This window comes from Uliginosibacterium sp. 31-16 (assembly GCF_030730865.1).
In the GTDB taxonomy this organism is placed as follows: domain Bacteria; phylum Pseudomonadota; class Gammaproteobacteria; order Burkholderiales; family Rhodocyclaceae; genus Uliginosibacterium.
The window spans coordinates 1011212-1023891 of sequence record NZ_JAVALZ010000001.1; the positions used below are offsets into that span (position 1 = coordinate 1011212).

Below are 12680 nucleotides of genomic sequence, written 5' to 3' on the forward strand. Positions count from 1 at the left end.
GCGGGGTGCCTCCCGGCGGATCGCGCCGCAGCTTCTGTCTGACGGTGCTTTTCCCGTGATGCATCCCCGTCTTGATTCCTTGCATCCAACAAGAAATCCCTGTCCTTGGAGAGCCTCGATGCTTAACGTCCTGAAACGCGATGGAACGACTGCGACATTCGATATCCTGAAGGTAGCCGTGGCTTGCCAGAAGGCCGCTGCGGCTGCGCACGTGGAGAACCCCAGCGCAGTTGCCCTGGGCGTTGCGGCAGAGGTTGAAGAACAGTGCCGACGTCACTCCAGGGACGTTCTCGACATACCGACCATCCAGCTGTTTGTCGAGAACGCCCTGATGCGTTCCTGGCCCGAAGTTGCCCGCCTGTATATCGAGTATCGCCATGATCGCGACAGCATTCGCGTACGCGGGTCCGTGCTGCATGCACAGCTCATGGGCCTGGTCGACAAGACCGATGAAGAAGCTGTGACGGAGAACGCCAACAAGGATGCCAATGTTTTTCCGGTCATGCGCGACCTGATGGCAGGAATCGTCTCCAAGCAGTTCGCCAGCAACTTCCTCACCAAGGATGTGCTGCAAGCCCACAACAGCGGCGATCTGCATTTCCACGACATGGACTACTCGCCTTTCCTGCCGTTCACCAACTGCTGCCTGGTGGATCTGCAAGGCATGCTGGGGAACGGCTTTCACCTTGGCAATGCGGGTATCGAGAGTCCGAAGTCCGTCGGCGTAGCCTGCGCAGTGACTGCCCAGATCATTGCTCAGGTGGCGAGCCATCAGTACGGCGGCACGACCATTCCAAACATCGATCAGACGCTCGCGCCGTATGTACAGAGGAGCTACGAGAAGAATCTGGAGATTGCACGCCAGTACAGCATCGCCGAGCCGGAGCGCTATGCGCGTGAACGTACGGAGAAGGAAACCTACGACGGCATCCAGGCCTGCGAGTACGAAATCAACACGCTGTTTTCCTCCAATGGTCAGCAGCCCTTCGTCACTTTCTCCTTTGGCATGGGCCGCAGCTGGCAGGAGCGTGCAGTGCAACGCGCGATCCTGCAGGTGCGCATCAAGGGTATGGGCAAGGAAGGCATCACGCCAGTCTTCCCCAAACTGGTGTTCTTCATTGAGGAAGGGCTCAATCTCAAGCCGGAAGACCCTAACTACGATATCAAGCAGCTAGCGCTGGAATGCGCTTCGAAACGCATGTACCCGGACATCATTTCGGCGAAACTCAATCGCGAATTGACCGGTTCATCGATTCCCGTTTCACCGATGGGCTGCCGCAGCTTCCTTTCGGTGTGGCATGACGAGCAGGGACGCGAGGTACTGGCTGGACGCAATAACCTCGGCGTGGTCAGCATCAATCTGCCACGCATCGCCATCGAAGCACAGCAGAATCAGGATCGTTTCTTCGAGATCCTCGACGAACGCCTGGAGCTGGCACGCAAGGCATTGATGATTCGCATCGAGCGCCTCGAAGGCGTGAAGGCCAATATCGCCCCCATCCTCTACACCGAGGGTGCCTTCGGCGTGCGCCTGAGGCCAGATGACGACATCCTGCCTCTGTTCAAAGATGGCCGCGCCTCGATTTCACTGGGCTACATCGGTCTGCACGAAGTCGCCCTGATCATGTCGGGCGGCGAACACCCTTTTGACAATCCCGCTCTGCAGGATTTCCTGCATCGCGTCGTCGCCTATCTCGGCGAAGCCGTGCAGCGCTGGAAGGCCGAGTCTGGCTGGGGCTTCTCGCTCTACTCCACCCCCAGCGAATCGCTGTGTCACCGTTTCTGCAAGCTGGATGTAGCGCGCTACGGCGAAATGCCAGGAATCAGCGACAAGGGTTATTACACCAACTCTTTCCATCTCGACGTGACGCGCAAGGTGGGCCCTTTCGAAAAGATCCAGTACGAGAAGGGCTTTGCTGATGCGGCCTCGGGCGGGCATATCACCTATGTCGAACTGCCCAACATGCGCCACAACCTCAAGGCGCTGGAGCGCATCTGGGATCACGCCATCGAGCACGTGCCCTATTTCGGCACCAATACTCCGGTGGACTCCTGCGGAAAATGCGGTTTCATGGGCGAAACCCTGGCCACGGCAGATGGCTTCACCTGCCCCGAATGCGGCAACCATGACAGCGCCAGTCTCTCGGTCACGCGTCGGGTGTGCGGTTACCTTGGCAGTCCCAATGCGCGGCCCTTCAACGCCGGCAAGCAGAAAGAAGTCATGCGCCGTGTGAAGCATCTCGCCACGCCCGCGCCAGAAACGGACCTGCTCGTCGAACGCTGCGACCGCCTGCTCCAGCCCGAACCTCTGGTGGCATGAACTACGACCGCTACTACACCTGCGACGTGGTCAACGGTGAAGGTCTGCGCGTCACTCTGTTCGTCACCGGCTGTGCGCACGCCTGCCCCGGCTGCTATAACCGAGCCACCTGGGACCGGCGTGCCGGCCAGCCCTTCACCGAGGACGTCCGCGAGCAGATCCTTGATCTGTGCGCGAACCACGATGGCCTGAGCCTGTCAGGTGGCGATCCGCTGCTCCCTGCCAATCGTGAAGCAATTGCTGATCTGTGTCGGCGTTTCAAGCAACGCTACCCGGCCAAGGACATCTGGCTATGGACGGGTTATCTGCATGAAGAAGTACAGCATCTGGAACTGCTGCGTGATGTAGACGTATTGATCGACGGCCCCTATCTGCAAGATCAGCCAAGCACCAAACCCTGGCAGGGCTCAGAGAATCAGCGGGTCATCCATCTGGCGTCAGGCCGTTCATCTTGAGTGCCGGGTCCGTTTCGTCCTGACGGTCGTTTGCAGCTTGAGCAGTTGCCCCGTACTTGAAACAGAAAAGGCACCCCAAGGGGTGCCTTTGTCATTGTTGCGCAGCAGCGATCAGTGCCCGCGATGGCGGAATCTCTCGATCGCAGCCAATTGGGCAATAGCTTCAGCCAGTTCGGCCTGAGCAGCAGCGTAGTTCACTTCCTGCTGCTTGTTGGCCATGGCTTCTTCGGCACGTTTCTTGGCCTCCATCGCCTTGGCCTCATCCAGATCGCGACCGCGGATGGCAGTATCTGCCAGCACGGTAACGAGATTCGGCTGCACTTCAAGCATGCCACCGGCGACGAAGATGACTTCTTCTTCGGTCTGGTTCGGCACGCGGATGCGCACGGTGCCCGGGCGAATGCGTGTCAGCAACGGAGCGTGGCCGGGCAGGATGCCCAGATCGCCCGACTCGCCCGGCAGAGAGACGATCTCGGCCAGCCCGGAGAAGATTTCCTCTTCTGCGCTGACGACATCGACGTGTACGGTCATTGCCATTGTGTTTCTCCGTAAGTGGAGAGCAGGGAGCCGGAAGCGGGAAAACCGTCAGGCACGAGCGCCCCGGACTCTCCATTCCTCACTCCCAGCTCCCGGCCTTATTGCAGCGTCTTGGCCTTCTCGATGGCTTCGTCGATGGTGCCGACCATGTAGAACGCCTGCTCGGGCAGGTGATCGTAGTCGCCGGCAACAATGCCCTTGAAACCCTTGATGGTGTCTTTCAGGCTGACGTACTTGCCCGGCGAGCCGGTGAACACTTCAGCAACATGGAAAGGCTGGGACAGGAAACGCTGGATCTTGCGAGCGCGGCCCACGGCCAGCTTGTCTTCCGGCGCCAGTTCATCCATGCCAAGAATCGCGATGATGTCACGCAACTCCTTGTAGCGTTGCAGGGTCTGCTGCACGCCACGCGCCACGTTGTAGTGCTCTTCACCTACGATCAGCGGGTCAAGCTGGCGGCTGGTGGAGTCGAGCGGATCGACCGCCGGGTAGATGCCCAGTGCGGCGATGTCACGCGAAAGCACAACGGTCGAGTCCAAGTGCAGGAAGGTCGTGGCAGGCGACGGATCGGTCAAGTCATCGGCAGGCACATACACGGCCTGGATCGAGGTGATCGAGCCGACCTTGGTGGAGGTAATGCGCTCTTGCAACTTGCCCATTTCTTCAGCCAGCGTCGGCTGATAGCCCACAGCAGAAGGCATGCGGCCCAGCAGTGCGGACACTTCGGTACCAGCCAAGGTGTAACGGTAGATGTTGTCCACGAAGAACAGGATGTCGCGGCCTTCGTCGCGGAACTTCTCGGCCATGGTCAGGCCCGAGAGAGCCACGCGCAGACGATTGCCCGGCGGCTCATTCATCTGTCCGAAAACCATCGCAACCTTGGATTCCTTCAGGTTGTCGAGCTTGATGACGCCGGCTTCGGCCATCTCGTGGTAGAAGTCGTTGCCTTCGCGGGTACGCTCGCCCACACCGGCAAACACCGACAGACCGCTGTGCTGCTTGGCGATGTTGTTGATGAGTTCCAGCATGTTCACGGTCTTGCCCACGCCGGCACCGCCGAACAGGCCGACCTTGCCGCCCTTGGCGAACGGACACACCAGATCGATCACCTTGATGCCGGTCTCGAGCAGATCCACGGAAGGCGAGAGCTCGTCGAACTTCGGCGCAGGCTGGTGAATTTCGCGACGCTCGTCGCATTCAACCGGGCCGACTTCGTCGATCGGGCGACCCAGCACGTCCATGATGCGGCCCAGTGTGCCGTGGCCGACCGGTACGGTAATGCCGGCACCGGAAGCGTTGACCTTCATGCCGCGGCGCAGACCGTCGGCCGAGCCCATCGCGATGGTGCGGACGATGCCGTCACCCAGCTGCTGCTGAACTTCAAAGGTCAGGCCTTTTTCGACCAGCGGATTTTCTTCGGAAACATCGAGTTGCAATGCTTCGTAAATCTTGGGCATGCCGTCGCGGGGAAACTGGATGTCCACCACCGAGCCGATACACTGAACAACGGATCCTTGACTCATTGTCATATCCTCAAATAACTAAATTCAAACCGCTGCGGCGCCACTGACAATTTCCGAAATTTCTTTCGTGATCGCCGCCTGACGCGTTTTGTTGTAGACCAGCTGGAGTTCCTTGATGACCGTACCGGCGTTATCGCTGGCAGCCTTCATTGCCACCATGCGGGCACTTTGCTCGGAAGCAATGTTTTCGGCCACCGACTGATACACCAGAGCTTCGACGTAACGCAAAAGCAACTCGTCAATGACGGTCTGCGGGTCTGGCTCATAGAAGTAATCCCAGCTGTGAGTCGGAGTCCCCAGACGCTCGCCGCACAAGGGCAGCAGCTGCTCAATGACCGGCTCCTGACGCATGGTGTTCACGAAACGCGTGTAGGCGATGTAGACCGCATCGACTTCACCTGCAAGGTACTTGTCGATCATGACCTTGACCGGCCCGATCAGCTTGTCCAGATGCGGCATGTCACCCAGGTGGGTCAGGTGTGAAACCACACCGGCACCCATGCGCTGCATGAAGCCATAGCCCTTGTTGCCAATCGCGGTGACTGGAACTTCCTTCACACCTTGAGCCTGCCACTCGCGCATCGTGCTCACCACCATCCGCAGGATGTTGGTGTTCATTGCGCCACACAGCCCCTTGTCGGTGCTTACCAGCACCAGTCCGACTGCGTTGCGGGTATCGCGTTCAGTCAGGAAAGGATGCTGATAGTCAGCGATGTTGGCATGCGAGAGATTGGCCGCCAGACGACGCACCTTCTCGGCGTAGGGTCGGGCGTGCCGCATCTTGTCCTGCGCCTTGCGCATTTTGGATGCGGCCACCATCTCCATGGCCTTGGTGATCTTCTTGGTGTTCTGGACACTCTTGATCTTGGTCCGGATTTCTTTTCCGCCAGCCATGATGATGTCCTGGTTAGTTCCAGCTCTTCTTGAAATCGACGATGGCTGCCTTCAGCGTTGCTTCGGCATCTGCGTCGACATCCTTGCTCGAATCGATCTTTTTCATCAGATCTGCGTAGCCACTGCGCAGGAACTGGTGCAGTGCTGATTCGAAAGGCAGGATGCGCTTGACATCGACATCATCGGTGTAGCCACGGGTCACTGCATACAGGGTGACAGCCATTTCGGCCACTTGCAGCGGAGAATACTGGGGCTGCTTGAGCACTTCCACCACGCGACGACCACGCTCCAGCTGCTTGCGGGTCGCGTCATCAAGATCGGAGGCAAACTGCGCGAAGGCAGCCAGCTCGCGGTACTGCGCGAGATCGGTACGGATACCGCCGGAGAGTTTCTTGATCGCCTTGGTCTGCGCCGCACCACCGACGCGCGACACCGAGATACCGGCGTTGATGGCGGGACGGATACCGGCGTTGAACAGATCGGTCTCAAGGAAGATCTGGCCGTCAGTGATCGAGATCACATTGGTCGGCACGAATGCAGAAACGTCACCCGCCTGGGTTTCGATCACCGGCAAAGCGGTCAGCGAACCAGTCTTGCCCTTGACTTCGCCATTGGTGAATTTCTCGACGTAGTCTTCATTCACGCGGGCAGCACGTTCAAGCAGACGCGAGTGCAGATAGAACACATCGCCCGGATAAGCTTCGCGGCCCGGCGGACGGCGCAGCAGCAGCGAGATCTGACGATAGGCCCAAGCCTGCTTGGTCAGATCGTCATAAATGATCAGGGCGTCCTGACCGCGATCACGGAAGTACTCACCCATGGTGCAACCGGCGTAGGCTGCGATGTACTGCATCGCAGCGGAGTCCGATGCCGAAGCCGCGACCACGATGGTGTATTCCATCGCGCCATGCTCCTGCAGCTTGCGCACCACGTTATTGATGGTGGAGGCTTTCTGACCGATAGCCACATACACGCAGAAGAGGTCTTTGCCCTTCTGGTTGATGATGGTGTCGACCGCAACAGCGGTTTTGCCGGTCTGGCGGTCGCCGATGATCAGTTCGCGCTGACCACGGCCCACTGGAACCATCGAGTCAATAGCCTTGATACCAGTTTGCACTGGCTGCGACACCGATTTGCGCCAGATCACGCCCGGGGCGACCTTTTCGATCTTGTCGGTGATCTTGGCGTTGATCGGACCCTTGCCATCAATCGGCTGGCCCAGCGCATTCACCACGCGACCGATCAGTTCGGGACCCACCGGCACTTCCAGAATGCGGCCGGTACATTTGACCGTATCGCCTTCGGAAATGTGTTCGTATTCGCCCAATACCACGGCACCCACGGAGTCACGCTCCAGGTTCATGGCCAACCCGAACGTATTGTTCGGGAATTCGAGCATTTCGCCCTGCATCACGTCGGTGAGGCCATGGACGCGGCAGATGCCGTCAGTCACCGTGACAACGGTACCTTCGTTGCGCTCGGTTGCCCCGAGCTGCAGGCTCTGAATGCGGCTCTTGATGAGATCGCTGATTTCAGAAGGATTGAGTTGCATGAATGTGCTCCTAGTTCTGTAGCGCGGCGGCCATGGTGGCGAGCTTGCCGCGCACCGAGGCATCGATCACTTCGTCACCCACGGCGATACGCACGCCCCCGATCAGTTCGGGATCGATCTGCACCGTGACACGCACCTTCGATTTGAAGTGCGCCTCGATATCGGCAGTCAGGCGGGTCAGCGTCGCGTCGTCAATGGGGAATGCAGAGGCCACGATGGCCTCCTTCACGCCTTCATGCGCGTTCTTGAGCTGCTCGAACAAGGCAGTAATTTCGGGCAGGAATTGTGCGCGGTCGGCTTCGACCAGCACCTGTACGAAATTCGCCTGCTCGCTGCCGGCAGCAATGCCCGCAGTTTGCAACAGCAATTGCACGACCTGTGACAAGGTGGCGCGCGGATTGCCAAGACACTCCAGCACTTGCGGGTCGGCCACGACGGCAGACAACCCGGTGAGTGCCGACGCCCAGCCAGTCAGCGTGCCCTGTTCACGGGCCAACGCGAAGACGGCCTCGGCGTACGGACGCGCAAGGGTGACGTTTTCAGCCATGGCTCAGCTCAGTTCCTGTTTCAGGTTGGACAGCAAGTCGGCATGGGCCTTGGCGTCGATCTCGCGTCGCAGGATGCGCTCGGCACCAGCGACCGCCAGCTCGGCGACTTGTCCGCGCAGATCTTCCTTGGCTCGTTGCACGACAGCAGCGGCTTCGACCTCGGCAGCTGCACGCGCGGCGGCGACAATGCGCGCAGCCTCGGCACGGGCTTCCTCGACAATGGAAGTAGCCTGCTTCTCGGCGCCGCCACGTACATCGGCCGCTGATTCGCGAGCTTTCTTCAATTCCTCGCCAACGCGCTTTTCAGCCAGCGTCAGGTCGGTCTTGGCCTTGTCTGCTGCCGCCAGGCCATCAGCGATCTTCTTGGCACGCTCGTCGAGTGCTTTTTCGAGGGGAGGCCACACGAATTTCATCGTGAACCAGGCCAGCACGAAAAACACGACGATCTGCGCGACCAGGGTTGCGTTCAGATTCACCGTAAGACTCCGGTCAGGTGGTGGGGAGAGCGGATGCTCTGGATCAGCCGACGACTGCGAACGGGTTCACGAATGCGAACAGCAGGGCCATACCAACACCGATCAGGTAAGCCGCATCGATCAGACCAGCCAGCACGAACATCTTGATCTGCAGGGCGTTCATCAGCTCGGGCTGACGGGCCGATGCTTCGAGGTACTTGCCGCCCATCCAGGCCACGCCGATACAGGCGCCGATGGCACCCAGACCGATGATGATGCCGCAAGCCAGTGCTACAAGACCCATTACGTTTGCCATGACAACAACTCCTGATTTGATTAATGAGGTTGGTTAAAACCGGGTAAAAAAAGTACTGCGGAAATTCTGGTCAGTGGCCCTCGTGAGCCTGACCGACATACACCAGTGTCAGCATCATGAAGATGAATGCCTGCAGCAGGATCACCATGATGTGGAAAATGGCCCAGGCCGAACCGGCAACTACACCCGCCAGCCACAGAGCGATGCTGCCTGCATTGGGGCCGGTCCAGGCCGCGCCCAGCAGCGCGATCAGCATGAAGATCAGTTCGCCGGCAAACATGTTGCCGAACAGACGCATGCCATGCGATACGGTTTTGGCGAGGAATTCAATCATCGTCAGCGCGAAGTTGAAGGGAGCAAGAAACCATTTGTCCCCAAACGGCGCAGCGATCAGTTCGTGAGCAAAACCGCCCAGCCCCTTGATTTTCACGTTGTAGTAGAGCGTCACCAGCAGCACGCCGATCGACATGCCCAGAGTGCCGTTCAGATCAGCCGTTGGCACGACGCGCTGGTAGGCATGGTGAGGATCAATACCGAACACCGGACCAACCAGATCACTCCAGATGCGCGGCAGCAGATCCACCGGCAGGAAATCCATGGCGTTCATGAACAGGATCCACATGAACACGGTCAGGCCCAGCGGAGCGACAAATTTGCGCGACTCACGACTGTGGATCAGCGACTTGGCCTGGTCGGCAACCATTTCGAAGAGCATTTCGACCATGCTCTGGAAGCGCCCTGGCACACCGGAAGTGGCTTTGCGCGCAGCAATCGCCATCAACAGCACGGCAATCAGGCCGACCGACGCCGAATAGAAAACCGTGTCGTAGTTGATGATGTGGAAATCAACCAGCTTTTCCTGCTTGTGCCCGCTGGAATTGAAGTGCACAAGGTGGTGCTTGATGTAATCGCTGGCGTTGGGGCCTTGAGCCTCGTTTTCGGTTGCCATCTTTATAGTTTCACCAAGAATGCAAAAAAGTTCGCTTGCAGGGTGATGATCAGCCCCATCACCACCGCCCCCCAGTGTGCGCCGGAAAACAGCAGCCCCACCGAGACCAGAATTCCAATTGACAAGACAGTCTTGACCGCCTCGCCCACAAAAAACGCCATGACCTGCGCGCGTCCGTGGCGCTGCGTCACATACGTCAGGTAGCAGGCAAACAGCAGACTGGGCAGGACACAAACCAGACCGCCAAGCCCCGCCCATATTGCGCCGCGCAAACCGAAGAACAGAAGCCCGCAGAGCACAGCAACCAATGCCGCACATGCTTGAAGGCGAACGAGCTTGAACATCGCGTCAGGACGGGCTCCAGAGAGCTTCGCCGGGTTAAAAAACCGCACAATCTTAGGAGCCCATCCGCTGCAAGTCAATCATGCTGCACCGCAGGAAAACCCTAGGAATACGGCTTCGCAGGCAATTCCGGCCGCGAAAGCCTCTATCGGCGCGAAACGCACGCTCCCGCAGACTGATTTGAAACCGCTTCAACATTTCCTTGATTGTGCGCAACAGCATGCAATATTTCGCTTGCGCCAGATCACACAAAACCACTTTTAAAACATGGCATTTGTGGCGCAAACAAATAAACAGACCCTTTTGCATGCGTAAGCAAACATTACGCCATCGGGTAAAAACGTCACCTTGCGGTTTTCCCGCCTAGTCACTCGGCGGGCCCTGCTATCAAGGCAGTGCCACAACAGCAGGATTACGCTCTTGCTGCGCCGCAGCGCAGCCATACGCCCCAGTTTGCGCTACAGTCGCGCGCTCGGCTTGCCCGTCTTGTGGCATTGCCGACAAAGGATTGAGGAGATTCACCCCATGAGTCTGGCCAAGCAATTCGGCCTTGTCGCCCTGCGAACGCTGACCCGCGTGCTGTTCCGCATCGAAGTGCGTGGCAATCCCCGGGTGTTTTCCAGCAAGCTGCTGATCATCGCGAACCACGAGTCCTTCCTTGATGGCCTGCTGCTCGCCGTCAGCCTGCCTCAGCATCCGCTGTTCGTGGTGCACACGGGCGTGTCGCGCAGTCTGTTTTTCCGCATCCTGCTCAAGGCGGTGGACTATCTGGCCGTCGACCCGACCAGCCCGATGGCCATGAAGACAGTGATCCGCGTCATCGAAAGCGGCCGCCCGGTAGTGATCTTCCCCGAGGGACGCATCACCACGACTGGCAGCCTGATGAAGACCTACGATGGCCCGGCCTTCGTCGCCGCCAAGACCGGGGCAACCATCCTGCCGGTGCGTATCGACGGCGCTGCACGAACCTACTTCTCACGCCTTTCTGGCAAGCATCCGCACCACCTGCTGCCGCGCATCACCATCAATGTGCAGCCCACCACTCGCATCGAGATGCCCAAGGCGGCAACGGCCCGCGAACGCCGCCGCATTGCCGGCGAAGCCATGCGTCGTCTGATGCAGGAGATGATTTTCGCCAGCCGGCCACGCCAAACGCTGTATGAAGCCCTGCTTTCGGCCCTGTCAATCCACGGTCGCTCCTGGCGTCTGGTCGAGGACATCAAGCAGATCGAGTACAGCTATGGCGACCTTCTCAAGATGACGCTGGCACTGGGTCGTCTGGTATCGCGCAAATGCGTGGAAGGCGAGCGGGTCGGCGTGCTGCTGCCGAATCTGGCGCCTACGCTGGGCCTGATCTTCGGCCTGTCGGCGTTCCGCCGCGTGCCGGCACTGATGAATTACACCTCGGGCGCCGAGGGCATGATTGCCGCCTGCGAGGCGGCCACGATCAAGCGCATCGTCACCTCGCGCGCCTTCATCGAACAAGGCAAGCTTGAAGACAAGATTGCCATTCTCGCCCAGACCCGTCAGATCATTTATCTGGAAGACCTGCGCGCCGAAATGACGGGCTGGGACAAGGCCTGGCTGATCCTGTGGGCGCTGCGTTTTCCGGGACTGGCGGTGCCTTCGGGAGACGCCGAAGACCCCGCCGCTGTGCTGTTCACATCGGGCTCGGAAGGCAAGCCCAAGGGAGTGGTGCTGTCGCACCGCGCCCTCCTTGCCAACATCCAGCAGGCGCGGGCGGTGGTCGATTTTTCGTCCGAAGACAAGCTGCTCAACGCCTTGCCACTGTTCCATTCCTTCGGCCTGACCGTGGGCGGCCTGCTGCCGGTGATATCCGGTGCGAACGTGTTCCTGTACACCTCGCCGCTGCATTACCGCGTCATTCCGGAGCTGGTGTATGACCGCAACTGCACCATCCTGCTCGGCACCAGCACCTTCCTGTCGAACTACGCCAAGCATGCACACCCGTACGACTTCTATCGTCTGCGCTATGTCATTGCCGGCGCCGAGAAGCTGACCAATACGGTGCGAACCAACTGGTTCGAGAAATTCGGCATCCGCATCCTCGAAGGCTACGGCGCCACCGAATGTGCGCCAGTGCTGGCGGTGAACACCCGCATGGCCTACCGCACCGGCTCGGTGGGGCAGTTGCTGCCCGGCATGCAGGCGCGTCTGGTACCGGTGCCCGGCGTGGACGTTGGTGGAGCACTGCACGTCTCCGGGCCGAATGTGATGAGCGGCTATCTGCGCAGCGAGAATCCCGGCGTGCTGGAACCACCATCCTCCGAAGTCGGCCCGGGCTGGTATTCCACCGGCGACATCGTGGACATCGACGCCGACGGCTACCTGTACATCGTCGGGCGCATCAAGCGTTTCGCCAAGATCGCCGGCGAAATGATTTCGCTCGAGTCAGTCGAACGCCTCGCCACCCAAGCCTCCGACAAGGGCACGCACGCGGCGACCAGCCAGCCGGATGCCACGCGCGGCGAGAACATCCTGCTGTACACCACCGACAAGACCCTCGCCCGCGATCAGCTGCAGGCAGCCGCCCGCGCTGGTGGCTGGCCGGAAATTGCCGTGCCGCGCAAGATCATCGTGGTCGACGAATTGCCGGTACTGGGGTCGGGCAAGACCGATTACGTGACGCTCAAACAATGGGCAGAAACAGCCTGATTCAGCCTGTCTGAAGAACCGCGCGGGACGGGCCTCTTCAGGCAGGCATGCCGAAGAAGACCGCCACATGCGGCTTTACAGCAGACGAACGGATTAGTTTGAAATCAATACCG

General features: G+C 59.5%; 12 protein-coding genes. 3 read left to right on the forward strand and 9 right to left on the reverse strand.

Annotated features, from left to right (window positions below; genetic code table 11):
* The first annotated feature begins 118 nt into the window (after positions 1-118).
* A complete protein-coding gene (nrdD, locus tag Q9Q94_RS04720) occupies positions 119-2320 on the forward strand; it encodes an anaerobic ribonucleoside-triphosphate reductase (RefSeq protein WP_305978865.1) in 2202 nt (733 codons plus the stop codon).
* Positions 2317-2775: an anaerobic ribonucleoside-triphosphate reductase activating protein gene (nrdG, locus tag Q9Q94_RS04725; protein ID WP_305978866.1), complete on the forward strand. Its 459-nt coding sequence runs from the start codon at positions 2317-2319 to the stop codon at positions 2773-2775. The genes nrdD and nrdG overlap by 4 nt, the downstream gene beginning before the upstream one ends.
* A 111-nt stretch (positions 2776-2886) precedes the next feature.
* Here nrdG and Q9Q94_RS04730 read toward each other — a convergent pair whose 3' ends face one another.
* The 9 genes from Q9Q94_RS04730 to Q9Q94_RS04770 all read right to left on the reverse strand — a co-directional run bounded on the left by Q9Q94_RS04730 (position 2887) and on the right by Q9Q94_RS04770 (position 9893).
* Positions 2887-3312: a F0F1 ATP synthase subunit epsilon gene (locus tag Q9Q94_RS04730; protein WP_305978867.1), complete on the reverse strand. Its 426-nt coding sequence runs from the start codon at positions 3310-3312 to the stop codon at positions 2887-2889.
* A gap of 98 nt (positions 3313-3410) precedes the next feature.
* Positions 3411-4835 (reverse strand): F0F1 ATP synthase subunit beta, encoded by a 1425-nt coding sequence (gene atpD / locus Q9Q94_RS04735; protein WP_305978868.1) that lies wholly within the window; start codon positions 4833-4835, stop codon positions 3411-3413.
* Between the two features lie 24 nt (positions 4836-4859).
* The gene (gene atpG / locus Q9Q94_RS04740) at positions 4860-5729 is read right to left on the reverse strand and encodes a F0F1 ATP synthase subunit gamma (protein WP_305978869.1); all 870 of its coding nucleotides are present in this window, start codon (positions 5727-5729) and stop codon (positions 4860-4862) included.
* A 13-nt stretch (positions 5730-5742) separates the two neighbouring features.
* On the reverse strand, positions 5743-7281 hold the full coding sequence (atpA, locus tag Q9Q94_RS04745) for a F0F1 ATP synthase subunit alpha (protein WP_305978870.1): 1539 nt from the start codon (positions 7279-7281) through the stop codon (positions 5743-5745).
* A 10-nt stretch (positions 7282-7291) separates the two neighbouring features.
* Positions 7292-7828, reverse strand: a complete 537-nt coding sequence (locus tag Q9Q94_RS04750) for a F0F1 ATP synthase subunit delta (protein WP_305978871.1) — start codon at positions 7826-7828, stop codon at positions 7292-7294.
* Between the two features lie 3 nt (positions 7829-7831).
* The gene (locus tag Q9Q94_RS04755) at positions 7832-8305 is read right to left on the reverse strand and encodes a F0F1 ATP synthase subunit B (protein ID WP_305978872.1); all 474 of its coding nucleotides are present in this window, start codon (positions 8303-8305) and stop codon (positions 7832-7834) included.
* Positions 8306-8348: 43 nt separating this feature from the next.
* Entirely contained in the window at positions 8349-8600 is a 252-nt protein-coding gene (gene atpE / locus Q9Q94_RS04760) for a F0F1 ATP synthase subunit C (RefSeq protein ID WP_305978873.1), read from the reverse strand.
* Between the two features lie 70 nt (positions 8601-8670).
* Positions 8671-9549 carry a F0F1 ATP synthase subunit A gene (gene atpB / locus Q9Q94_RS04765; protein ID WP_305978874.1) on the reverse strand — a complete coding sequence of 293 codons (879 nt, stop codon included), beginning with the start codon at positions 9547-9549 and terminating at the stop codon, positions 8671-8673.
* 2 nt (positions 9550-9551) lie between these two features.
* Entirely contained in the window at positions 9552-9893 is a 342-nt protein-coding gene (locus tag Q9Q94_RS04770; protein ID WP_305978875.1) for an ATP synthase subunit I, read from the reverse strand.
* Positions 9894-10416: 523 nt separating this feature from the next.
* Here Q9Q94_RS04770 and aas point away from each other — a divergent pair.
* The gene (gene aas / locus Q9Q94_RS04775; RefSeq protein WP_305978876.1) at positions 10417-12567 is read left to right on the forward strand and encodes a bifunctional acyl-ACP--phospholipid O-acyltransferase/long-chain-fatty-acid--ACP ligase; all 2151 of its coding nucleotides are present in this window, start codon (positions 10417-10419) and stop codon (positions 12565-12567) included.
* Positions 12568-12680 lie beyond the last annotated feature (113 nt).

Excerpts from the sequence above, each read along its gene's own strand:
- nrdD (WP_305978865.1), top strand. The coding sequence starts at position 119 with ATGCTTAACGTCCTGAAACGCGATGGAACGACTGCGACATTCGATATC.
- nrdG (WP_305978866.1), top strand. The coding sequence starts at position 2,317 with ATGAACTACGACCGCTACTACACCTGCGACGTGGTCAACGGTGAAGGT.
- Q9Q94_RS04730 (WP_305978867.1), bottom strand. The coding sequence starts at position 3,312 with ATGGCAATGACCGTACACGTCGATGTCGTCAGCGCAGAAGAGGAAATC.
- atpD (WP_305978868.1), bottom strand. The coding sequence starts at position 4,835 with ATGAGTCAAGGATCCGTTGTTCAGTGTATCGGCTCGGTGGTGGACATC.
- atpG (WP_305978869.1), bottom strand. The coding sequence starts at position 5,729 with ATGGCTGGCGGAAAAGAAATCCGGACCAAGATCAAGAGTGTCCAGAAC.
- atpA (WP_305978870.1), bottom strand. The coding sequence starts at position 7,281 with ATGCAACTCAATCCTTCTGAAATCAGCGATCTCATCAAGAGCCGCATT.
- Q9Q94_RS04750 (WP_305978871.1), bottom strand. The coding sequence starts at position 7,828 with ATGGCTGAAAACGTCACCCTTGCGCGTCCGTACGCCGAGGCCGTCTTC.
- atpE (WP_305978873.1), bottom strand. The coding sequence starts at position 8,600 with ATGGCAAACGTAATGGGTCTTGTAGCACTGGCTTGCGGCATCATCATC.
- atpB (WP_305978874.1), bottom strand. The coding sequence starts at position 9,549 with ATGGCAACCGAAAACGAGGCTCAAGGCCCCAACGCCAGCGATTACATC.
- Q9Q94_RS04770 (WP_305978875.1), bottom strand. The coding sequence starts at position 9,893 with ATGTTCAAGCTCGTTCGCCTTCAAGCATGTGCGGCATTGGTTGCTGTG.
- aas (WP_305978876.1), top strand. The coding sequence starts at position 10,417 with ATGAGTCTGGCCAAGCAATTCGGCCTTGTCGCCCTGCGAACGCTGACC.